The organism is Rheinheimera sp., assembly GCF_036782235.1.
Taxonomy (GTDB): domain Bacteria; phylum Pseudomonadota; class Gammaproteobacteria; order Enterobacterales; family Alteromonadaceae; genus Pararheinheimera.
Genome location: NZ_DAIPZL010000016.1, coordinates 1 through 22,177, shown reverse-complemented (window position 1 = coordinate 22,177; position 22,177 = coordinate 1). Strand labels below are relative to the sequence as shown.

The following is a 22,177-nucleotide window of genomic DNA, read 5'->3' as shown; positions in this document are numbered from 1 at the left end:
CCTTGATTAATCAGCAGAACGCCTGCAGGCCGGTAATGGCACGGCCTAAAATCAGCGCATGCACATCATGGGTGCCTTCATAGGTATTGACCGCTTCTAAGTTCATCACATGGCGGATCACATGGTATTCATCAGCAATACCGTTACCACCGTGCATATCACGGGCGATACGCGCAATATCCAGTGCTTTGCCACAAGAATTGCGTTTGATCAGCGAAATGGTTTCCACCGGCAGGGTGCCTGCATCCATTAAACGGCCGGCCTGTAAACAGCCCAATAAACCTAAACTGATGTCAGTTTGCATATCAGCCAGTTTTTTCTGAATAAGCTGATTAGCCGCCAGTGGCCGGCCAAACTGCGAACGGTCCAGCGTATACTGGCGCGCCGCATTAAAGCAGAACTCAGCAGCACCCAAAGCACCCCAGGCAATGCCATAACGGGCTTTATTTAAACAACCAAAGGGCCCACTCAATCCCTGAGCATTGGGCAATAACTGGTCCTCTGACACTTCCACACCATCCATCACAATTTCGCCTGTGATAGAGGCACGCAGTGAAAACTTGCCTTCAATTTTCGGGGCGCTTAAGCCCTTCATACCTTTTTCCAGAATAAAACCGCGAATAACACCATCCAGTTTGGCCCAGACCACAAACACATCGGCAACCGGGGAGTTGGTGATCCACATTTTGGTTCCGGAAATGCTGTAACCACCGTCGATTTTTTTTGCTGTGGTGCGCATTGAGGCCGGATCTGAACCTGAATCCGGCTCGGTTAAACCAAAACAGCCGATCCATTCGCCGCTGGCAAGTTTGGGCAGATATTTCATCCGCTGTGCTTCTGAGCCATAAGTGTAAATAGGGTGCATCACCAGGGAGGATTGCACACTCATGGCACTGCGATAACCGCTGTCGACTCTTTCTACTTCACGGGCCACCAAACCATAACTGACATAATTCACCCCGGAGCAGCCGTATTTTTCCGGCAAAGTGGCACCTAATAAACCCAGTTCACCCAACTCACGCATAATGGCGACATCAAAATGTTCATGGCGGTTGGCTTCCAGAATGCGCGGCATCAACCGTTCCTGACAATAACTCTGGGCCGTTTCCTGAATTAACCTTTCTTCTTCGGTTAATAAGCTATTGAAGGCAAAAGGGTCTTGCCAGTTAAAAGGCGTTTTGCTCATGGTTGTTACTCAATGCTGTGAAAGTTATTGCTATCTTATGGAGGGCGGATTTAAAGTAAAAACATATAGAAGCTTGGTCAGGTATAGTTTTTATCTATGGATATGCGTCAGCTTGGTTATTTTGTCGCGGTTTTTGAGCAGGGCAGCATCAGTGCAGCAGCAAGGCACCTGGATGTCGCTCAGCCTTCAGTGTCTGCAGCTTTATTGGCTTTGGAAACAGAACTTGGGGTGGTGCTATTTATTCGTTTACCCCGTGGTGTAAAAGCCACCGAAGAAGGTGAAAGGTTATACAGCCAGGCCTGCCAGATTTTAAGTCAGCTGCAGGCGGTGCAGGCCTCTTTTAAAAAGCCGGCCAAACGGCTGCAATTCAGGCTTGGGCTGGTGCGGGCTTTAGGGGTAGAACGAATGAGTGCACTATTAAAAGACTTTAACAGTCAGCTGCCTGGTCTTGAGCTGCACTTAGTCGAGCCGGATGAGCCCTGTGATGCCCGTATTATTAATATCCGCCAGCTCAAGGCCGGAGAGCTTTATCAGCCGCTTTGGAGTGACGCTTATTTGTTGGCCTTACCGGCGCAGCACCCTTTATGCGCCAAAGCGCAAATCAGTATGGACGATTTTAAAAAACTGCCGCTGATCAAACGCACTCCTTGTGATGCCTGGGATCAGCTACAAACAGCACTGAACAGGCACAATATTAAAGCCGATATCCGCGCCAATATTCATACCATTGAATACGCCATAGGGCTGGTGGGCGCCGGTATTGGTTGTGCTTTAGTGCCAGCTTTTGAAAGCCACCGCAACAGGGCCGAGATGCAAACCAGGCCACTGGAGCTGCCCCTTGCCGAACGGGAGCTGGTGCTGGCCTTTGATAAAAACCAGCAACATCAAAGTGCGGTAAAAACCTTATGTGAAGTGGCGAAAAAACAATAAAGCAGGGAATTGCTGATACTGCTGTTATTTGCTGCCGGGCGTAAAAAACCGGCAGCAAAGCTGCTTTATCAGGACATCAACAACGAAATAGACAGTGAAAGCAGCAGGGCGCCCGCCACCAGATAAAAAGGTGATAGTTTGGCTTTCACCAGTAAAAACACTGCAAGGAGTACCCACAAAAAATCGCTGACAGAGCCAATACTGCTGCTGGCCACCGGCTGCAAAAAAGCAGAGGCCAGCACACCCACCACAGCAGCATTTACACCCGCCATAGCCTGCTGCACCCGGGCTTTATATTTTAGTTGTTGCCAATATGGCAAAGCACCCAGCACCAGTAACATGGCCGGTAAAAAGATGGCAACACTGGCAACAAAAGCCAGCAGCAAAGGTGAATAGGGCAGCGAACTTGCAGCACCTAAAAAGCTGGCAAAGGTAAAAAGCGGACCAGGTAAAGCCTGGGCTATACCATAACCTGCCAAAAAGCTCTGGTTATCAATTAATTCCGGCACAAGTTCGGCCTGCAGCATTGGTAAAACCACATGACCTCCCCCAAACACCAGACTGCCGGCACGATAAAACTTATCCATCAGGCTCAAAAGGCCGTTTTCACTGATGGCCGCCAATAGAGGCAGTAGCAGCAGTAAGGAGAAAAACACGCCCAGTAACAATGGTGCGAGTCGCGGTTTTGATGAGCTGGCTGGCGGCTGTTGTGGCAAAGGCGATACAAAATAACGGCCACAAAATGCAGCTATGGCAATTAAAACAAGCTGTTGCCAAACTCCGGGTTGCCAGAGCAGAAGCAGCATCACGGCAATAGCAAATAAACGGCGTGGCCAGTCGGGGCACATGCTTTTACTCATGCCATAAAGCGCCTGCGCCACGACGGCAACGGCCACCAGTTTTAATGTATGCACTATAGCGGCATCAAAACCGCCGGCCTGGTGCTGTAAATAAAGTGCAAACAGAAGCATCAGCACAAAAGAAGGCAGGGTAAAACCTAAAAAGCTCACCAAAGCACCTGCATAAGAGCGTGTTAAAAAGCCAATCGCCATACCGACCTGACTGCTGGCGGGGCCTGGCAAAAACTGACATAAGGCCACCAACTCGGCGTAATCCTGGTCGCTCAGCCAACGGCGTTTTTCGACAAATTCAAAACGAAAAAAACCAAGGTGGGCTAAAGGGCCGCCAAAGCTGGTACAGCCAAGTGTCAGAAAAATAATAAAAAGCTGCCATAACGACGGGGGCATAAGCTGCTGTTGTTCTGTGAATGAGCTTTGTTGCTGCTGCACTGGCATGCAAATCCTTTGGAAAAAACAAGACTCAGCCTGCTGAGTCTTGTAAATACGGTTATTTGTGTTCAGCGTTTAAAGCGCGAAGCTTAAAGCTCGAATATGACAGAAATATTACATATAAGCTTTGCTAAAGGCTTCTTTGGATTGCTGAATATAAGCGCGGGCTTTTTTCGCATGCTGCTCCCAGGCAGCTTTATCTTTGGCATCGGTAAAGGGGTTTTGCTCAGGCGCTACCGAACGTTCAAACTTTTCGTAAAAAGTAATAGAAGAGGCGGTAATTTGGTTAAACCTTTCTTTAAATTCCTGCAAAGCTTCCAGCTGCTCACGGGTTTTTAATAAATATTGCACTAATTCTGTGTTGTTCGTGGAGGTCATGTTTTCGCTTGCCAGGTACGACTGCGCTTTATTGGTCACATTCAGCGCCACCTCGTCGATGATATTGGCGCGGATAGACTCTTCTTTACTCATCACCCGACCGTAATTTTCCTGAGTGCGGGCAAGGCCAGCATGTTGCAGATAATTACGCAGGTGTTTGTCTAAATCTTTTCGGAACAGTTCTACCATTTTGGCCATTTGTTGTAAGTCCTGATCCAGCGTCGACACCTGCACCAGCTCACGTTCCAGCTCATTTAAAAAACGTTCGGCGTTTTCGTAAATTTTCAGCCCGTTTTCTTCGGCAAATTTGCGATCTTTACGGCTTAAATCGGCATTTTCATAATTGGATTTATCAAAAGTTGCGGCCAGAAAAGATTTAAAAGGCTCGGCAAAAGCAGAATAAGTGCCGGCGCTGACCACATTTAACGTGGCGGTCACTAAGTCACCAAAAGGTTTCACCATCGAATTTAACCGTGCTTGCTGCAGTGGGGAGGCCACTCTTTTGGTGTCGGCCAGAATGGTGCGAAATGAGGCATAAGCCATAGGGTTCGACATTTTGTTACGCTCGGAACTTGCCAGTACAAAAGTAATACTGGAATAAATGGCGTTGGCGTATTCTAGGTATTGGCGCTGACTTTCCAGCTGGGCAGCGTAATTTTTACCTAATGTGCGAAACGACTCGGCCTGTACTTCGTAGTTCCGGTTTTGTTTCAGCTGATCCAAAATACCACTGATAATTTTTTGTTCGTTTTTTTGCAGTGCAGTGTCAAGCAAAATTCGGTCAACCACCACGTCGTCAATCACCACAGCACCATTGCTGCTTTCAATATCCAGCCGGATATATTTACGGCCAGGGTCATCAATCGAAATCCGATGGGCAATAAAGTCGGTACTGCCGGCCTGGGTTTCAATCAAACCGACCTGTTGCCAGACACTGTCGATGCGGATAGAAGGGGACGTCAGAATATTAATGCGGTAACTGGTATAAGCATTTTCCGGCTTGACCCAAAGCTCCAATAAACCCAGCTCTGCCAGAGGCTGGCGGCTGATTAAAGAGCTGGCACCGCGGCCACAACTTAATGCCCGAATACCACTTTTCACCACATCTTTTTGCAGGCTGCAACCGGATAAAATATTAAATTGTTGTTCATTCTGCTCAAAGTTGCTCTGAAGAATGGGTTCACCGGGCATGGCAGCAACACTGCTGGCGAACAAGCTAAAACCTAAAGCAAATAACAAGCGCATAACAACCTCGGAGTGAGTTTTTTGTCAGTGTAAAGTAGGACCAAACGGCAGAACAGAGCTTGCCGGGCCCTGAATGTACCAGAGCTGAATTATCCGGGTAAGGGGAACTGTAAAAATCAGGGGCTAACCGGCGGTTTTTACGCCGGTTTTGCTCTTTATTTTGTGTTTTGAGGCACCGGTTTTGCCACACTGAAATTATCCTGCCGGGCTTTGTGCTCAACCTAAAGCTTTAAGGCAAAGTGACGGTGTTATTTGTTATCATTTTGGACTGCGATGCCAGTTGTTGTAACCAGAACGCAAAATCATCATCCATGCTATTACCCCAGCTTTGCACCAAAGCCTGATAACGCGGGTAATCACCCTGGCGGGTAAAAATCAGCATCTGTTTTATTTTATCTGGATGTTGCTCAAACAAATAACGAACTGCCAGATAACCCCAGCGATATATTCGGTCACTGCCACTGTTTTTCTCATAGCCGGTATGAAACAGCTCGCTGAGTTTATAAACCGCACTGTTGGCAAGTTTTTCGGCTACGCTGTTTTGTTTGCCATGGGCAATATATTCCGCCATGCCTTCAGTCCACCACACCAGATAAGGGCTTTGTGGTGCCGGGCGCGGGCAATTTTCCGGTGCGGCGTGGGAGTCGTGCAGATTGGCGCAAAAGTCGCCATAAAGATTAAAACGACCATCCAGATAATGCACATATTCATGCGCCAGATTCCAAACTTCACCGCCGGCATGCTGATAAGCGACAAATTCAGCCTGATTACCGGGCTGATGTGGCAAACCTTCCAGATACATACCGCCGTTGTTGGTGGGCATGGAAAAGTGCAGACCTGCAAAAGCGGCATATTGGGATTGTGACGCGTAAATATTGGCTCTGAGCATATGGTTGCCGTCGTGCAGCACAGGTGCCGGTTTGTCAAATAACAACTGAAAGCGCTGCTCAACCTGAGCCAGTTGCTGACAAATCTGCGACGCCTGACTGGCGGTTAAAGCAGCTGAACGCAACTGCAAGCCAGGGCTGCACTGATGCACCTGAGTCAGCATCGCTGTCACTGCCTTGTCTGGTGCTGCCGGTGGCCTTGTATCTGCAGTAGCGCTGCCGGCAACAAAGAGCGCAGCTGGTAGCCAGATCAAAGCTGCGGTTTTGGTAAAAGACATAACAACTCCTGATGTTTCAATATTGTTTGATAAAACCAGAGAGAATGCACAGAGCCGCCTCAGTGGTGTTGAACTGCCCACTTTTTACGCTGTTGGGCCTGGCCTTTGCCGCTTACTTTTTTGGTCTCAACCATTCCTTTTTGATTTAATATATTGTATACAATATTCTTAATCAATCAAAACCAGCTTTATCTACAGGATCTTATGTTGTTCAAAAATGCATTTGCGTCATGGCAGCCGCCTTCACACTGGCAGCAGATCAGTTGTCTGGATTGCCACACAGGCGGCGAGCCGCTGCGGATTGTGACCTCAGGTTTTCCTGCACTTGAGGGCGACACTGTGCTGGCGCAGCGCCGGGACTGTCAGCAACGTTTTGACCATTTACGCCGGGCGCTGATGTTTGAACCCAGAGGCCATGCCGATATGTACGGTTGTATTATTCTGCCGCCTGAGCGTAGTGACAGTGCTTTTGGTGTGTTGTTTTTGCATAACGAAGGCTACAGCACCATGTGTGGCCACGCCATGATAGCGCTGGCCAAAGTGGCGGTAGAGGCCGGTGTAGTGGCGGCCACTTATCCGGTAACCCACTTTCAAGTGGATGCCCCCTGCGGCCAAATTCAGCTTTATGCCGAACTTGTGCCTGCAGCTCAAAACCAGGCGGATCACAACAGCAAAGCACCGAAGGTGCAGCGTTGTTGGTTCGACAATGTGCCTTCTTTTGTCCTGGCTGCTGATCAGCAAACCCAGGTTGCAGCTATTGGCGCAGTGCCTTATCAGCTGGCTTATGGTGGTGCTTTTTATGCTTATGTTGAAGCAAGCCGGATTGGCCTTGAGCTTCAGATGAATAACCACCGGCAGATTATCCGGTATGGCGAGCTTATCAAGCAGCAGCTGCTGGCTGAAGTTTCGGTGCAACATCCTTTTGCCGATGATCTGAGTTTGTTATATGGCGTGATTTTTACCGGACCAGCTGCAAAAGCCGGAGTTTTGCAGCGCAACGTCTGTGTTTTTGCGGATGGTCAGCTTGATCGCAGCCCAACCGGCAGTGGTGTGTCCGGACTTGCCGCTTTGTTATATCAGCAGGGCAAATTAAGCCTTGGGCAACCTATCCGAATTGAAAGTATTGTCGGCTCTGAGTTTAGCGTGGTGATTCAATCGCAGTGTGAGTATGGGCCTTATCAGGCGGTGATCCCGCAGGTGGCCGGCACCGCTTATGTCACAGCCAGCCAGCAGTTTGTGTTTGACCCCTTGGATCCACTGGCAGAAGGATTTATTTTCCGATGAATACCACAATTCCGATGAAAGCCGAACCTGTTGCTGTGAGTCACAGTGCAAACAAAAGCGCATGCCTGACCGCTGATCAGACCGCAAAACAACTCAAGCCACAATTTGCCGAGAGGTTAAGCCGCTTTCGCTACCAGATGGTGCAGGCCGGACAGGATGCAGCGCTGATTTTTTCGCCGGTAAATTTACGTTATTTATTGAATTACAGTGGCGAAGCCTTGATGGCGATAGTCAGCCCTTCCACTGTGGTGCTGATCACTGATTATCGTTTTATCGCGCAGGCAAAGCAGGAGGCGCCGCCAGAGCTTCAGGTCAGCTGTTATTGCCGCGACCGTGACCGGCAGAGCCTGAGCCAGGCCATTGCGATGGTGCTGGGTGACATCAAAGCCCGCCGTGTCTGGTACGAAGACAGTGATATTAGTGTGCTGCAATGGCGGGCCATTGGTGAAGGCAACGGCCTGATCGAATTTAGTCCTTGTCCGCCCCATCTGGCGGCGCAGCGTATGGTGAAAGATGAATGGGAAGTGGCGCAGATTGAGCAGGCGGCCGCTATCGCCGATTTGGCATTACAGCGGGCATTACCGCTGCTGCAACCGGGGATCAGTGAACAGGAATTTGCCACCGAGCTTGAATATCAGCTGAAAAAAGCCGGCGCTGAAGATTTTTCATTTGCCACTATTTTGGGTTTTGCCGAACGCTCCGCCTTACCTCATGCCTTGCCTGGTGCTAAAAGATTAAAAAAGGGTGATTTGATAGTGCTGGATTTTGGCGCTGTGGTGAACGGCTACCGTTCGGACATGACCCGCAGTTTTGTCTGTGGTACGCCAAGCCCATTGCAAAAGCAAATGTACCAGACGGTGTTACAGGCGCAGCAGGCGGCGCTTGACGCAGTGCGGGCCGGTATCAGCGGCGCTGCGCTGAATAATATTGCTGCAGATGTGCTGGCAGCTTCGCCTTTTGCCAAAGATGTCGGGCCAGGCCTTGGTCATGGTGTGGGTTTGCAGCTGCACGAACAGCCTTTTCTTGGCCCTTTGTGCCGGCAGTTGTTGCCGGAAAATGCCGTGATCACTATTGAACCGGGCATTTATATCACCGACTTTGGTGGGGTTCGCATTGAAGATGATGTGCTGGTGACCAAAGAGGGCTGCCGTGTGCTAACCAAAGCCCCTAAACAATTTGAATTGCCAGAGAGGTTTTAATCATGCGGATGCTCAATGGCGCTGAAGTCAGCGCGCTACTGGATTACCCGTCGTTAATTCAGGCTTTACATCGGGGATTTGCCGGCGATTTTAGCGCGCCTCCACGCAGTCTGTATCCGCTATCGGAAGGGCAGCATGATGCTTTTGCGCTGTTGCCGGCCTGGAATGAGCGCTACATCAGCGTGAAAGCTTTTACTTATCTGCCGCAAAACGTCCAAAAAAACCGGCCTGTACTGCATTCACAACTGATGTTGTTTGCGCGGGAAAGCGGTGCGCCGCTTGCTTTTATCGACGGAGTTGCTGTTACCTGCGCCCGCACTGCGGCGGTATCTGCCTTGGCGGCCTTTCATCTGGCGCGACCTGATGCCAGCAGCTTGTTATTGCTGGGTACCGGCAATCTGGCAATGCCACTGTTAAGAGCGCATCTGGCCCTGAGGCCACTTTGCAAGATAAGCCTGTGGGGCCGAAGTGCGGAGAAAACCAAAGCACTTTACACAGAGGCAAAAAACGAGTTATTGCCCTTGTATCCAGATGTGCAGATTGATATTGCCGCAGATTTGGCCAGCGCGCAAAAAACACATCAGATCATTATCGCGGCAACGGGTTCAGCTGCGCCATTGTTGTTTGGGGAGCTCATTGCTGCCGGTACTCATGTGGATTTGCTGGGTAATCACAATGTGGATAAAAGAGAATGTGACAGTGCCCTGGTGCAAAAAGCGCGGGTTTTTGTTGATGATAAACTCAATGTGCTCAGAGAAGCCGGTGAGTTGTTATTGCCTATTGCCGAAGGTTGTTTTCACGAAACACAAATTCAGGGGGATTTGGCCACTTTATGCCGGGGTGGTTTTTTGCCACAGGCTTTGGCGCAAACTGCAGCGCAGCTGCCGCCTGCACGGCAACAACACAGCGACATCACTTTATTTAAGTCGGTCGGGACTGCGCTCAGTGATTTGCTTTGTGCTGCTTTGGTCTATGAGCGCAAGCTCAAAACGGAGCAGCAGAGCGAATGAGCATGGTGACATCAGAATCGACCTCAGCACCTTCTGGCCAGCACCCGGCGGCCCGTAGTGACGCAATGGTGTCTGCCTTAGTTGCAACCAAAGGCAAAGCAGGGCGCAGTGCTTTTCCGGCGGCTTTTTATCTGGCCAATGGCATGGAGATTTTTGAGCGGTTGGCCTGGTATGGTTTTTTTACCTTGTCGTCTTTGTATCTGACCAGTCCGCTTAGTCAGGGCGGTCTGGCTTTTACTGAACAACAACGGGGTTTTGTGCAGGGCATGATCCCGTTTTTATTGTATTTATTGCCGGTGCTTACCGGTGCCATGGCCGACCAATATGGTTACAGGCGCATGTTTTTATTATCTTTTATGCTAATGGCACCGGGTTATTATCTGCTGGGTCAGGTGCAGGATTTTTGGGCATTTTTTGCGGTGTTTTTGCTGGTTGCGCTCGGTGCCGCTTGCTTTAAACCCGTGGTGGTGGGTACTGTCGGGCGCAGTACGGATGACAGCAACAGAGGTCTGGGTTTTGGTATTTTTTATACCATGGTCAATATCGGTGGTTTTATCGGGCCTTTGGTCGCCGGTTATGTACGTGCCATCAGTTGGGACTGGGTTTTTATCATGTCGGCTTTTTGGATCAGCCTGAATTTTATTCCAGCCTTATGCTGGTATCAGGAACCCAAAGTGCACAAACCGGCAAGGCCGGACTTGCCACTGCTGCAGGAAATTCAGCTGGTGCTGGGCAATGGCCGGCTGGCGCTACTGGTGGTGCCGCTGTTGCTGCTGTTGATGTTCAGTAGTTTAACCGCTTTAAGTTTCTGGCAAATTGCCGCTGTGGCCGGTTTGTGGATCACACTCAACGCGCTCTGGAGTCTGCTGCTGGCCGCCGGCAACAGTAAGGCAACACGCTGGTACTCATCACCGATGAAAATAGGTAATAAAGCTTTTGTTTGTTATTTATTGATCCTGACCGGCTTTTGGACCATCTACAACCAGCTGTTTATTACAGTGCCGCTCTTTATCCGCGACTTTGTCGATACGCGTGATTTAGTGCTGAGCATTGCCCGGTTTGCTCCTTCCTGGCTGGATTATCTGGCGGTAGTGGATATAACGCAGCTTTCACAGTTATTGCCAGAGCTTGCTGATGCCTATCAGCAGCAAAGTCAAAACCTGTTGCAAATCAGTCAGACTTTGTATCACTACAAAGTACGGGTCCCGGCCGATGAACTGGTGGCCGGTTTACAGGCGCTGGCGCAGCATCAGACCGATGCCCTAAGCCTAGCCACAGCCTGGCAACAGCAGCACCGGCAGCTCAATCCGGAATATATCGTGAATCTGGGGTTTGCGCTGATAGTGCTATTGCAGATTGTCATCAGTTTATTTATTCAGCGTCTGCCGGCGCTTGCGGTGTTGGTTGTTGGCACTCTGGTATTAAGTGGTGGTCTGTTTTGTTTTGGTGTCAGTGGTTTATTGCCGATTGGCGGTTTTGCCATCACAGGCGCTGTGCTGTTGTTTTCGCTTGGCGAGATGCTGGCGTCGCCTAAAAGTCAGGAATATGTGGCCGCAATAGCGCCAGGCCATCAGACTGCGATGTATATGGGTTACTATTTTGTCGCTATGGCACTTGGTTATTTATTTGCCGGTTTATTGTCGGGCTGGGCTTATCAGTTATTTGCTGTTGAACAACAACAACCAATGTTGATGTGGGTGTTTTTTGCCAGTCTGGGGCTTTTAACCTCAATGTTTCTGATGTGGCTGCATCTGAGTCTGAAGCCACAGCAAAAAACACGTTGTTAAACCTTTTGTTAAACCTTTTTTTGCTTGCGCCACACTGGCAGCGGCTTTGTAAGTGTCGCTGCCAGTACAACACAGCAGGATGATTATGTCAGCTGAGCGCGAAAACCGGCGCGACGCTGCAAATAGTTAAACAGCGGTGTGGCCATCATGGTGGTCACTATTGTCATCAACACCAATACTGAAAATAAATCGGCTTTGATCACGCCATTTTGCAGCGCAATATTCAGCAAAATTAATTCCATCATGCCACGGGCATTCATCAGAATACCAACTGCCAGTGCCATGGCATGGTTTTCACCACAAAAACGGGCTGCCAGATAACAGGCCACCGCTTTGGCAAAAATAGAAGCGGCAATCACCGCCAGTGCCACTTGCCACAAAGTGCCCTGAAACAGTAAGGACAAATCAGTTTTTAAACCGGAAACGGTAAAAAACAGCGGCACCAGACCTATCAGCACCACAGGTTGTAACCGTTGAATTAAATGTGCTGCCAACAGACCCCGTGGCATAGCCACACCCAATAAAAAACCACCAAAAACGGCATGCAGGCCAATCCATTCAGTGGTGCTGACGCTCATGACCCACAACACCAGAATCACCAGCAGCAATGGCGGTGTTAAACGCCCGTCTTTTTGATACCAACTTTCCAGCTGCGCTGTGTGCTTGCGCACCAGCGTTAACATCAATACCGCAAACACCACAGCACCAATCACGGCTTTGTAAAACAAGCTGTCGTCACCACTAAAACTGGCCAGCAATAAGGCCATCAGACACCAGGCCGCCACATCGTCAATGGCGCCGGCCGCCAGTACTAAAGTGCCAATTTTACTATTGGCAAGGCCCTGCTCCTGTATCACCCTGGCCAACATCGGAAAAGCGGTAATGGCAATAGAAGCGCCTAAAAATAACGTGGCCTGAGTCCAGCTGATATTGTCGGCAAACAAAGCACCAAAACTCAGCAACCAGCTGGCCAGCACACAGGCCATCACAAAAGGCACTAAAATGCCGGACGCTGAAATGGCAATAGCACTGCGGGCCCGGGTTTTAAACATGCTGTTGTCAAATTCCAGTCCGACCAAAAACATATAAAGACCTATGCCTATCTGAGCGCCTAATGATAAAAAGGGCCGGTATTCAGCGGAAAATAACTGTTGTTGCAGCTCTGGTGCGAATGCGCCAAACAAGGTGGGACCAAGCAAAATACCGGCAATCATTTCACCGACGACCCGCGGCTGACCAAGCTGGATAGCCAGCCAGCCCACTATTCTGGCCACCAGCAGAATAACCAGTAATTGGATAAAAAAGGCACTGACGCCCACAGGAAGCATGTCCACTCTGTACTCCGGCAATCACACAAAAGCAGCGATTGTAATGGCCAACACATGACAGCAACAAGTCGGATCAACAAGGATGCTCAGACCCAAGTTAAAAAGTCAGTCCGGCAGAGGCCTGGCTTATTGTGTTATCACGGGATCTGGTGGCTGTATTGCACCAACAGCAACGCAACTTAGTTGTCGCCCAATTTAGTTTGCAGATATTGCAGCACCAGTTTAAGCCCGGCTTTCATATGGGTGCGGTGGGGGTACACCAGATGAACGGGCAAAGGTTTTGGCATATAGTCGGGCAGGACAGACACCAGCATGCCGGACTGTAACTCTTCCTCCACCTGGTAACGGGTGACAAACATCAGCCCCAGACCAGAGAGCACTGTGGGTTTGGCGGCTCTGTTGCTGTTGGTATAAAAAGGGCCATTGGCTGGTACTTTCAGCACCTGGCCCTTGTCCAGAAACTCCCAGCTGGTTTCTGGCCCGCCGCTGCCGGTTGAGATACAGGCATGGTGCACCAGATCGCTCGGATGTTGTGGCACACCATGAGTCGCCAGATAAGCCGGTGACGCCACCAGCACTATCGGCAGATGGGTCAGTGGCCGGGCTATTAAACTGGAACTGGGCAATTTGCCAAAACGAATAGCCAAATCCACTTCATCGGCCACCAAATCAACCATTTTGTCGTTGAGATCAAGTTCTAACTGCAGCTTCGGATAACGTTGTAATAACTCAGGGATAAGTGGTGCTATGACTTTGGAGCCGTAGGTCACTGCCACACTGATGCGGATACTGCCGATGGGTTCATCCCGCAGTTCAGCCAGATGATGCTCGGCCTGATCGGCCTGACGCACCACCTGCTGGCAATAGACAAAAAAGGCCTGACCCTCGCTGCTGAGCTTAAGCTGGCGGGTCGTTCTTTGTAATAAGCGCACTGCCAGATGTTGTTCAAGTCTCGCTATGGCTTTACTGACCGCACCTTTGGACATCCCCAGTGCAATAGCAGCCTGGGTAAAACTGCCACTTTCCACCACTCTGGCAAAAATGGCCATATCACTCAGTCTTTGTAATAACGACATTGTAACCCCGTATTTAACAGCAGCTGTGGATGATACCAATAAGATATCGGGCTGATTGTTTCTTTTAGGAAACAAAGTATCTCTGAGTTGCTGTCTAATCAAGGTAACAATCTGCTTTTACAATACGCAGGTCGCAATCGGCAACAAGGAGCCTGGTGATGTTTTTCCAAATTTTATTCAGAGTGTTTAAAGGAATGCTGGAAATGGACGGAGTGATGGTGGATAAATTACCGCCACCACAACAAGACAAAACAAGCTGCTGTGACAGTGCCTGTCAGGCCAAAGTAAAACCCTGATCTAAAAGCCAGATCTCAAATCCAGAGCAAAACGCCGGTTGGCTTGATACCGGCGTTTAAGATGGCAAGGTAGGGTGTGGCTGTGTTGCAGCAGAGATACAGCACTGCAGTCAGACTTGGCTCTGCTGGTAATTTTCCATCGCCTGATCAAGTTGTAACAGCGTTGGCGGGTTACAACCCTTGCTGGCAATATTTAAGCTGGCTGCCAGCATAGCCCGGGTTAAACATTGTTCCAGCTGCACGGCATGACACTGGCTCGCGTCAGGTAAACCCAGTTTTAACAGTGCAGCAAGTAAATTGGCCCAAAAGGTGTCTCCAGCGCCGACAGTATCGACAAAGGGCACTGCGGTTATCACCGGTAATCTGATCTGGTGATCTTGCCAGAAAATCGCTGCACCTTTATCCCCTTCGGTCAGCGCCAGCAAAGCAGCAGGTGCAGTTTGCCTGATTGTGGCTATCGCATCGGGCAGCGCCAGAGCGGCAAAAAGTAACTGTAAATCTTCATCGCTGGCTTTAATAAAATCACTTTGTTGAATCATTTCAAGGACAAAGCTGCGGTAGGCTGCAGGGTCAGATACCGCATTCAGCCGCACATTGATATCAAGTGCAATCTGAATACCACGCGCTTTTGCCGCTGCAACCACCTGACGGATGCGGGGCGCGTCTTCGCTCTCCAGTGCCAGTGAGCCTAAATGCAGCAGTTGGCAAGCGGGCGGCAAAGCGGTAATTTGTCGGTCGGCACAGATATCACGATCGGCAATCCCACTGCGGTACAAACTGTATTGAGGCTGTAGTTGCTCGTTGATACTGACCAGTGCCAGCGAACTTGGGCAGCGGCTGAAGCTATCAAGGCCATAGGTTGCGCCATTTTGACGCAGATAATCAGCGAACTGCCGACCAAAGTTATCCTGTGACAAAGGTGAAATATAACTGACCTGAATTTGTTGCCTGGCCGCGCCTATAGCAACATTAAAAGGCGACCCACCCAGACATGGCCGGTACATGCCATTGGCGTCAGGCAACAAATCAACAACGTTTTCTCCAATTACAGCAAGCATAGTAGTATCCTGTGGCAGTCAGCTCAGCCAGAAGCCGCGGTTGGCTATTGTTTAAAAATCATATAACTTAATCAATTAAGATGAAAGCCTGAAGTGACCGGAATATGAGTAGATTAACGCTGAAAAGTGTGGCAAAAACGCTGGGGGTCTCGACAGCCACCATATCCAATGCCTTCAACAGACCTGATCAGCTGTCGGTTGGGCTCAGAGAAAAAATACTCAGTGCTTGTGCCGAGCTTGGTTATTTTGGCCCAAACAAAGCAGCACAGTCGCTGCGTACCGGTAGTTCAGGCATTGTGGCCGTGATCTTATCTGACTCTCTGGAATATATGGTCAGCGACCCTGTGGCCAGTCAGTTTTTACAAGGAGTTACCCGTGAGCTGGAGCGGCATAAACTGCATTTGTTGTTGTTTTCCGGTAGCAGTGCAAATTTGGAAGCGATCAGTGATTTTGTTGATGGTTTTATTTGTTATGGCGCACCACGTAATCTGGGGCTGATTGAACAATTAACACGCAGCCCAAAGCGGGTGTTGACCGTCGATTTTGATTTACCCGGCCGGCCCTCCGTGAATATTGATAATGAGCAGGCAGCCTATCAAAGTGCGCTGGCGGTGTTAAAGCCCACTGATACAGTCGCCATTTTAGGTTTACGGCTGATTGATGCCCCCAACAGCCGTCCTGTGTTGCAAGCGCCCATGTGGGACAACCAAAGTTCGATTGCCCATCGCAGGCTGGATGGTTATCTGCGGGCAATGGCAGAGTGCCGCTTAACACTGCAGAGCGAGTATCTGTGGCATTTGCCTGAAAGTAATCAGCATTATGGTCAGCTTGCTGCCAAAGCTGTGCTGGCGCTTGAACCCAGACCAACAGTGCTGTTGTGTATGAGTGATTTAATTGCCCTCAGCGCCATGCGCGAAGCATTACAACAAGGCATTGAGATCCCGAATCAGCTCAGAGTGGTTGGTTTTGATGGCATTGAAGAAACGTTACGCTATCACCCGACCCTAAGCACTGTCTGGCAGTTCAGCGATGCCAAAGGCCAGGCTGCAGTGCGGGCATTTTTGTCCGGTGACGACAGCCCCCAGCTGTTACCTTATGAGCTCAGGCTGGGGGAGAGCAGTTAATCTTTGGAATGCGTTGCCACAACACTTGCTGGTTTAACAAACCAGCAAGTCAGCCAATTGCAGTTGTTGTGCTGCCTGTCCCTGATGTTGCCAGGCAAGGGTGGCTGTCAGGCTATCCAGTTGCAGGCTTAAACTGGCCTGATGGCCGCCGTGTTGCCAGTTCAGTTGATACAGGTTTGGCGCTAAAGTCTGGCTAAAGTCGCCATCAAAGGCTTGCAGGGTACGGCGCAGCTGGATGAGTTTCATCAAGGCTTTTACCACAGGTTTTTGCAGTGCCAGCTGCAGGCTGCTCTCATCAAAATACGGCCTGTTAATGTCACGGCCCACCGCAGTTTTCTTTAACAGCGCAACGTCATTTTCTGCTGCCAGCAGTCCGCCATAATAAATCTGACTGATGCCAGGGCAAAACAGCTGAATAGCACGCGCCAGCAGATAGTGCTCGTTGTTGCGGCCCAGGGCATCGTAAAAACTGCAATTAACCTGATACAAATCAACATTATTGGCGGCGTTGCCTGTTGCCAGTTTTGAGCTGCCGCCGCTGTTGTGATGGATTTTTTCCACCAGGCTATCCAGTTCTGGATCTGTTAAGAGTCCCGCAGCGCCCTGATAATCCGCTGCGTCAACAATACCAATGCCGTCATGGGTGTCGAGCACAGTGATACAATTGCGTGGGGCTATATCCAGCCAGGTTTTTAAGGCATAGGCGCTACCGCTGAAAATGGTATGCAATACCAGAGGTGGCAGCGCAAAGTCGTACACCATGTCACAGCGTTTGGCGATTTCTATCTGCGTTTTATGATAACCATGAATTTCAACCAGGCAGGTCATGCCACGCGCCTTGGCTTGCTTTGACAGTTTTTCAATAAATTCAAAGGTTTCAGGCAGCATAAAACAGCTGCTGCCGGCTTTTTTAATGGCATAACCTGCCGCATCCAACCGGATATATTTAACACCATGGTCGGTAAAACGCTGCAAAATGGCCTGCAGGTAGGCTTCACCCTGAGCAGAAGTTACATCGATATCAATCTGATTGGCGGTAAAAGTGGTCCAGAATGCTTTGGTGTCACCATTGGCTAAGCGAATATCGGTAAAGCAGGGGGTTGGCCTTGGCCGGTAAATGGCATCGAGCTGAGCCTGATCCGGCTGCTGACCAAACACTTTGTCACGGGTTAAAAACAGTGGCCAGTAGGGGGAGCTTTCGCCTTGTTGCAGGACATCCAGAAATTGCGGCGACTGCGCCGACATATGATTAACAATCATATCCGCCATAATGGGGTAATCGGCCGCCAGACGTTCAATATCAGCCCAGCTACCTAAGCGGCTGTCCACTGCGGTATGGTCTGTCGGGTCAAAGCCTGCGTCTTCACCGTCAATAGGCGGGTAAAACGGCAGCAAATGCACAGCATCAAACAAGCCGGCCAGTTGCCCTTGAAGTAGCCTATGTAAATCCGTTATTTTTCCGCCACTTAATCTATCAACATAGGTGATTAACTGGATCTGGTTGGTCTGTACAGCATGGGTCATTGTGCGCTTCCTAAAAAAATATTTGCATCTTAAACGATTAAGATATAGCTTTAAGCCAGCACACAACTTTGTCAAGCCCCCAGGGAATAATTACAGGGCGAAGGTACAAAGCACTGTCACCAGGCGTCTAAACCGGATGAGGAATGAAGGCCAGCCTGCTGTAACCACGGGGAATAAAATGCAGACAAGTAAAACGCATGGGGTCGCTGTTTCTGCCGATGGCACCCTTGATGCAACACAACAGGCGACACAACAGGCGACACAACAGGCGACAGAACAGATGCAGCGCCAGGTGCGCTGGATGACTTATCTGATGTTTTTTGTTTTTGCCATGACCACAGACGCAGTTGGCGTCATTATTCCGCAGGCCATGGCGCAATACCAACTGAGCTTATTTCAGGCCAGTGCTTTTCATTACGTTCCTATGGTGGCCATTGGCCTGGCCGGACTGTTCCTTGGGCGGCTGGCAGATAAATTGGGGCGTAAAAGCCTGATTATCGTGGGTCTGAGTCTGTATGCTGGCGCTTGTTATGCTTTTACTGCCGGCGACAATGCGCTGTTTTTTATCCTGCTGATGGGCATTTGTGGTTTGGCTATTGGCCTTTTTAAAACGGCCGCTCTGGCCCTTATCGGCGATATCAGCCCTGACAGCTTAAGCCACACCAGAACCATGAATAAAGTGGAAGGTTTTTTTGCACTCGGCGCTATCGCCGGCCCTGCATTAGTGACAGTGATGATTGCTGCATCAGTACACTGGAAACAGTTATATCTGGTTGCCGGCTTGTTGTGCACTGTACTGGTGATTATGGCCGCCCGATTGCCATATCCACCTTATCAGGCTGCGGCCGAACAGGTTTCGCTGCGTCAGTCACTGGCTTTATTAAAAGATCGCTACGCACTGGGTTTTTCCCTGGCCATTGCACTTTATGTGGGCTGTGAAGTGGCTATTTTTGTCTGGTTGCCGACTCTGCTGGCCGATTATCAAGGCAGTTTTGCTGTTGTTGCGACGCATGCCATTACGCTGTTTTTTATGCTTCGTGCCGCCGGCCGTTTTGTCGCCGGACTTATCCTGCAACATTTTTGCTGGAGCAGTGTGATGGCAAGCTGCACCCTGGCCATCTTCGCCTGTTTTTTCTTTAGTATGCTGGGTGGCAAAGCGGTTGCGCTTTGGTTAATGCCGCTGTCCGGTCTTTTTATGTCAATGATTTACCCCACATTAAATTCCAAAGGCATCAGCTGTTTTGGCCGTCAGCAACACGGTGCTGTTGCCGGTTTGATCCTGGCTTTTACTGCCTTATCAGCAGCGCTGGCACCGGCGCTGATGGCGCTTATCGGAGATTTAGCGGCCGATGTCAGTGCCGGTTTTTATCTTGCCACTGTTTTTTCGGCATTGCTTGCGGCGGCCATGCTTTACAACTACCTGGCACAACCGGCCAAACGCCGGCTTGATTACCGCCGGCAATCATAACCTGATACCTAAAATGATAAGTCAGATCGATGTTGTCGGTTTAATAGACTTAAACGATTAAGTTTTTAATAAAAGAGCTGTCCAGTCAAAGAGATAGCACAATCAACACGGGAGCTAGACGATGAAAATACAACAGATAAAACCTGCTTATCTTGCGCTGGCGGTCAGCCTGGCCCTGGGCAGTGGTTATGCACAGGCACAACAGAATGAGTCAAAGGCAGAGCCTGCCGATGACAATAAAACTCAGGCTGAGCCTGCAGCCGTTGCTGGCCTTGATTTTGAGCGTATTGTGGTCACAGGCGCTGTTGCCCGTAAACAAACTGTGATGCAATCAAGCGTCTCGGTCAGTACTTTAACGCCCACTGATATTGAAGTGGCAACGCCACGCAGCACAGCGGAGATTTTCCGTATGTTGCCTGGCGTGCGCAGTGAATCAACCGGCGGCGAAGGCAATGCCAATATTGCCGTGCGCGGTTTGCCGGTTGCATCGGGCGGTGCCAAGTTCTTAGCACTGCAGGAAGATGGTTTGCCGGTATTGCAATTTGGCGATATCGCCTTTGGGAATGCCGATATCTTTTTGCGATCTGACGCCACCTTAGCCCGTCTGGATGTGATCCGTGGCGGGTCAGCCAGCACAGCTGCCAGCAATTCACCCGGAGGTATTATTAATTTTGTCAGTAAAACCGGTGAAAACGAAGGCGGCAGTATCGCCCTAACCAATGGCCTGAATTACGACACTTTGCGCACCGACTTTGAATATGGCGGTGATATCAATGCAGAAACCCGCTTTCATATCGGTGGTTTTGTGCGTCAGGGCGAAGGTGTAAGGGATGCGGGTTATCAGGGCGAAAGTGGTTATCAGCTCAAAGCCAACCTGACCCGCGAGTTTGACAGCGGTTATGTACGGTTATATCTGAAACACCTGAACGACAAAGCCGCCAGTTACATGCCAATGCCGATGCTGGCGGATGGCAGCTCAGTTGCTGGTTTTGATGCAAAGCGTGACACTTTACAGTCGGCCTATTTAACACAAACTGTGCGCCTTAACGGCGATAATCAAATTTCCCGCGGTGATGTGCGTGACGGTATGAACCCACAGGTGAACAGTGTGGGTGCTGAAGCTGTGTTTGAGTTGCCGGAAGGCTGGACCATGGAAAACCGCTTTCGTTTAAGCGATATCAGCGGCAATTTTATCACCCTGTTCCCGGCAGAAGTTGGCGACAGCCAACAAATGGCAAACAGTATTGCAGGCGCTGGGGCAGCACTGAGTTACGCCGTAGGGCCAAATGCAGGTCAGGCCTATAACGCCAAAAATGCCATGCGTATTCATACTTTTGATGTTGAGCTCAATGACTTTGGTTCTATCGTCAATGATCTGAAATTGTCCCGCAGCTTTGGCGATGTGGATGTTAACCTTGGTTATTATGTTGCCGACCAGAACATCAGTATGTCCTGGTTATGGAACAGTTATCTGATGGCACTCAAAGGGGACAATGCTGAGCTTTTGAATGTGACAGCTGCCGATGGCACCGCGTTTTCCGAACAAGGTTTAGTCGCTTATGGCGTGCCCTATTGGGGCAATTGTTGTCAGCGTAATTACGATACCAGCTACAGCATAAAAGCGCCTTATGCCGGTTTGAGCTGGGCTTTTGGCAGCTTGTCACTGGACGCCAGTGTGCGTCGTGATAATGGCGATGCGTCCGGCACTTATGCTGGCGCGGCACAAAGTGCACGCGATATGAATAATGACGGTGTAATCAGCCGTGTTGAGCAAAGTGTGTCCGGCATCAATCTGGCCCAGCCAAACCTGGTCAACTATAGCTGGGGTTATAACTCTTATTCCGCCGGCGCCAACTATCAGCTTGAGACAGACTGGGCGCTGTTTGCCCGTGTCAGTCAGGGTGGCCGTGCCAATGCGGATCGTTTGTTATTCGGCAAGGTAAATGCCGATGGCAGCGTTGCCAAAGAAGATGCCGTTGATGAAGTGACTCAGTATGAATTTGGCAGTAAAAGCCGTCATGGTGATTTAAATCTGTTTGCGACGGCCTTTTACGCCGAAACCGAAGAGCAGAATTTTGAAGCGACCAGCCAGCGCTTTTTTGACCGGGTTTATCAGGCGCAAGGCCTGGAGCTGGAAAGCAGCTACCGCTTAGGTGATTTGGAACTGCGCGGCTCTGTCACGCTGACCGATGCCGAAATCAGCAAAGATGTGTTAAATCCGGAGCTGGTCGGTAATAAACCACGGCGCCAGGCGGATCTGTTGTATAGCCTGCTGGCCCGTTATTACCTGGAAAAAGCTCAGCTGGGACTCAGCATTATTGGCAGCAGTGACGCTTATGCGCAGGATAATAACGACCTGAAGTTCAGTGGTTATGCGCAGGTCAACGCTTTTGCCAGCTACAATTTGGCGCAAAACCTTGATCTGTCGGTGAATATTAACAACCTCTTTGACAAAGTTGGTTTAACCGAAGCAGAGGAGGGCTCAGTGCCGGCCAACGGTATTATCCGTGCCCGCACTATTAATGGCCGTACCGCCTCACTGGGTTTGAAGTATCAGTTTTAAGTCTGTAAGTTTTAATTAAAAATACCCCGCACTGGCGGGGTATTTTTTTATCTGGCTTAAAAAATATGTGAAGTTGTAGCATCAGCGCGTCCGCCATTGCAGGCGCCGTTTTTTGAAAGCGAACCGGCGACCTTCGGGTTATCTGTTCGGCATGTCTGTTGTCATTACCAAATTACAGATAAAAAAAACCGACATCAAGTCGGCTGATTAATTGCATTTTATTGACCAAATTATTGCAACGGTTCCTTACCACGTGTTGCAAAATAA

At 49.8% G+C, this 22,177-nt stretch carries 17 protein-coding genes; 9 read left to right on the top strand and 8 right to left on the bottom strand.

What is annotated here, in order from left to right; translation table 11 throughout:
- Positions 1-10 precede the first annotated feature (10 nt).
- Positions 11-1,186 carry an acyl-CoA dehydrogenase gene (locus tag V7P87_RS14545; RefSeq protein ID WP_333798069.1) on the bottom strand — a complete coding sequence of 392 codons (1,176 nt, stop codon included), beginning with the start codon at positions 1,184-1,186 and terminating at the stop codon, positions 11-13.
- A 96-nt stretch (positions 1,187-1,282) separates the two neighbouring features.
- Between V7P87_RS14545 and V7P87_RS14540 the strand changes: the two genes are divergently transcribed.
- Entirely contained in the window at positions 1,283-2,116 is an 834-nt protein-coding gene (locus V7P87_RS14540; protein ID WP_333798068.1) for a LysR family transcriptional regulator, read from the top strand.
- 68 nt (positions 2,117-2,184) lie between these two features.
- On the opposite strand, the gene chrA is transcribed toward V7P87_RS14540, so the two are convergent.
- The 3 genes from chrA to V7P87_RS14525 form a co-directional block, all read right to left on the bottom strand.
- Positions 2,185-3,411 carry a chromate efflux transporter gene (gene chrA, locus V7P87_RS14535; RefSeq protein ID WP_333798067.1) on the bottom strand — a complete coding sequence of 409 codons (1,227 nt, stop codon included), beginning with the start codon at positions 3,409-3,411 and terminating at the stop codon, positions 2,185-2,187.
- Positions 3,412-3,519: 108 nt separating this feature from the next.
- Positions 3,520-5,028, bottom strand: a complete 1,509-nt coding sequence (gene bdpA / locus V7P87_RS14530) for a BAR domain-like protein A BdpA (RefSeq protein WP_333798066.1) — start codon at positions 5,026-5,028, stop codon at positions 3,520-3,522.
- A gap of 229 nt (positions 5,029-5,257) precedes the next feature.
- Positions 5,258-6,193 (bottom strand): collagenase, encoded by a 936-nt coding sequence (locus V7P87_RS14525; RefSeq protein ID WP_333798065.1) that lies wholly within the window; start codon positions 6,191-6,193, stop codon positions 5,258-5,260.
- A gap of 207 nt (positions 6,194-6,400) precedes the next feature.
- On the opposite strand from V7P87_RS14525, the gene V7P87_RS14520 reads away from it, so the two are divergent.
- The 4 genes from V7P87_RS14520 to V7P87_RS14505 are packed head-to-tail and all read left to right on the top strand — an operon-like array spanning position 6,401 to position 11,473.
- Complete coding sequence (locus tag V7P87_RS14520; RefSeq protein ID WP_333798064.1) at positions 6,401-7,477, top strand: proline racemase family protein; 1,077 nt, start codon at positions 6,401-6,403, stop codon at positions 7,475-7,477.
- On the top strand, positions 7,474-8,676 hold the full coding sequence (locus V7P87_RS14515) for a M24 family metallopeptidase (RefSeq protein ID WP_333798063.1): 1,203 nt from the start codon (positions 7,474-7,476) through the stop codon (positions 8,674-8,676). The genes V7P87_RS14520 and V7P87_RS14515 overlap by 4 nt, the downstream gene beginning before the upstream one ends.
- Positions 8,677-8,678: 2 nt before the next feature.
- Positions 8,679-9,686 carry an ornithine cyclodeaminase family protein gene (locus tag V7P87_RS14510; RefSeq protein ID WP_333798062.1) on the top strand — a complete coding sequence of 336 codons (1,008 nt, stop codon included), beginning with the start codon at positions 8,679-8,681 and terminating at the stop codon, positions 9,684-9,686.
- Entirely contained in the window at positions 9,683-11,473 is a 1,791-nt protein-coding gene (locus tag V7P87_RS14505) for an MFS transporter (protein WP_333798061.1), read from the top strand. Before V7P87_RS14510 ends, V7P87_RS14505 begins: the two co-directional genes overlap by 4 nt.
- An 83-nt stretch (positions 11,474-11,556) precedes the next feature.
- Here V7P87_RS14505 and V7P87_RS14500 read toward each other — a convergent pair whose 3' ends face one another.
- Both V7P87_RS14500 and V7P87_RS14495 read right to left on the bottom strand, forming a co-directional pair.
- Positions 11,557-12,801 (bottom strand): cation:proton antiporter, encoded by a 1,245-nt coding sequence (locus V7P87_RS14500; RefSeq protein ID WP_333798113.1) that lies wholly within the window; start codon positions 12,799-12,801, stop codon positions 11,557-11,559.
- 179 nt (positions 12,802-12,980) lie between these two features.
- The gene (locus V7P87_RS14495) at positions 12,981-13,877 is read right to left on the bottom strand and encodes a LysR family transcriptional regulator (RefSeq protein ID WP_333798060.1); all 897 of its coding nucleotides are present in this window, start codon (positions 13,875-13,877) and stop codon (positions 12,981-12,983) included.
- Between the two features lie 158 nt (positions 13,878-14,035).
- Here V7P87_RS14495 and V7P87_RS14490 point away from each other — a divergent pair, with 158 nt between their 5' ends.
- Positions 14,036-14,173 (top strand): hypothetical protein, encoded by a 138-nt coding sequence (locus V7P87_RS14490; protein WP_296298771.1) that lies wholly within the window; start codon positions 14,036-14,038, stop codon positions 14,171-14,173.
- A 110-nt stretch (positions 14,174-14,283) separates the two neighbouring features.
- On the opposite strand, the gene V7P87_RS14485 is transcribed toward V7P87_RS14490, so the two are convergent.
- The gene (locus tag V7P87_RS14485; protein ID WP_333798059.1) at positions 14,284-15,231 is read right to left on the bottom strand and encodes a PfkB family carbohydrate kinase; all 948 of its coding nucleotides are present in this window, start codon (positions 15,229-15,231) and stop codon (positions 14,284-14,286) included.
- A 104-nt stretch (positions 15,232-15,335) separates the two neighbouring features.
- Here V7P87_RS14485 and V7P87_RS14480 point away from each other — a divergent pair, with 104 nt between their 5' ends.
- A complete protein-coding gene (locus V7P87_RS14480; RefSeq protein WP_333798058.1) occupies positions 15,336-16,355 on the top strand; it encodes a LacI family DNA-binding transcriptional regulator in 1,020 nt (339 codons plus the stop codon).
- A 33-nt stretch (positions 16,356-16,388) separates the two neighbouring features.
- Here the strand turns inward: V7P87_RS14480 and gtfA are convergent, their stop codons facing one another.
- Positions 16,389-17,879, bottom strand: coding sequence for a sucrose phosphorylase (gene gtfA / locus V7P87_RS14475; RefSeq protein WP_333798057.1), 1,491 nt, complete (start codon positions 17,877-17,879; stop codon positions 16,389-16,391).
- 178 nt (positions 17,880-18,057) lie between these two features.
- Here gtfA and V7P87_RS14470 point away from each other — a divergent pair, with 178 nt between their 5' ends.
- Together V7P87_RS14470 and V7P87_RS14465 are read left to right on the top strand one after the other, a co-directional pair.
- The gene (locus V7P87_RS14470; protein ID WP_333798056.1) at positions 18,058-19,347 is read left to right on the top strand and encodes an MFS transporter; all 1,290 of its coding nucleotides are present in this window, start codon (positions 18,058-18,060) and stop codon (positions 19,345-19,347) included.
- Between the two features lie 121 nt (positions 19,348-19,468).
- A complete protein-coding gene (locus V7P87_RS14465) occupies positions 19,469-21,910 on the top strand; it encodes a TonB-dependent siderophore receptor (protein WP_333798055.1) in 2,442 nt (813 codons plus the stop codon).
- Positions 21,911-22,177: the final 267 nt, after the last annotated feature.

Bases quoted from the DNA above. Each gene is read 5' to 3' on its own strand.
- V7P87_RS14545 (WP_333798069.1), bottom strand. From the start codon at position 1,186: ATGAGCAAAACGCCTTTTAACTGGCAAGACCCTTTTGCCTTCAATAGC.
- V7P87_RS14540 (WP_333798068.1), top strand. From the start codon at position 1,283: ATGGATATGCGTCAGCTTGGTTATTTTGTCGCGGTTTTTGAGCAGGGC.
- chrA (WP_333798067.1), bottom strand. From the start codon at position 3,411: ATGCCAGTGCAGCAGCAACAAAGCTCATTCACAGAACAACAGCAGCTT.
- bdpA (WP_333798066.1), bottom strand. From the start codon at position 5,028: ATGCGCTTGTTATTTGCTTTAGGTTTTAGCTTGTTCGCCAGCAGTGTT.
- V7P87_RS14525 (WP_333798065.1), bottom strand. From the start codon at position 6,193: ATGTCTTTTACCAAAACCGCAGCTTTGATCTGGCTACCAGCTGCGCTC.
- V7P87_RS14515 (WP_333798063.1), top strand. From the start codon at position 7,474: ATGAATACCACAATTCCGATGAAAGCCGAACCTGTTGCTGTGAGTCAC.
- V7P87_RS14510 (WP_333798062.1), top strand. From the start codon at position 8,679: ATGCGGATGCTCAATGGCGCTGAAGTCAGCGCGCTACTGGATTACCCG.
- V7P87_RS14505 (WP_333798061.1), top strand. From the start codon at position 9,683: ATGAGCATGGTGACATCAGAATCGACCTCAGCACCTTCTGGCCAGCAC.
- V7P87_RS14500 (WP_333798113.1), bottom strand. From the start codon at position 12,801: ATGCTTCCTGTGGGCGTCAGTGCCTTTTTTATCCAATTACTGGTTATT.
- V7P87_RS14495 (WP_333798060.1), bottom strand. From the start codon at position 13,877: ATGTCGTTATTACAAAGACTGAGTGATATGGCCATTTTTGCCAGAGTG.
- V7P87_RS14490 (WP_296298771.1), top strand. From the start codon at position 14,036: ATGTTTTTCCAAATTTTATTCAGAGTGTTTAAAGGAATGCTGGAAATG.
- V7P87_RS14485 (WP_333798059.1), bottom strand. From the start codon at position 15,231: ATGCTTGCTGTAATTGGAGAAAACGTTGTTGATTTGTTGCCTGACGCC.
- V7P87_RS14480 (WP_333798058.1), top strand. From the start codon at position 15,336: ATGAGTAGATTAACGCTGAAAAGTGTGGCAAAAACGCTGGGGGTCTCG.
- gtfA (WP_333798057.1), bottom strand. From the start codon at position 17,879: ATGACCCATGCTGTACAGACCAACCAGATCCAGTTAATCACCTATGTT.
- V7P87_RS14470 (WP_333798056.1), top strand. From the start codon at position 18,058: ATGCAGACAAGTAAAACGCATGGGGTCGCTGTTTCTGCCGATGGCACC.
- V7P87_RS14465 (WP_333798055.1), top strand. From the start codon at position 19,469: ATGAAAATACAACAGATAAAACCTGCTTATCTTGCGCTGGCGGTCAGC.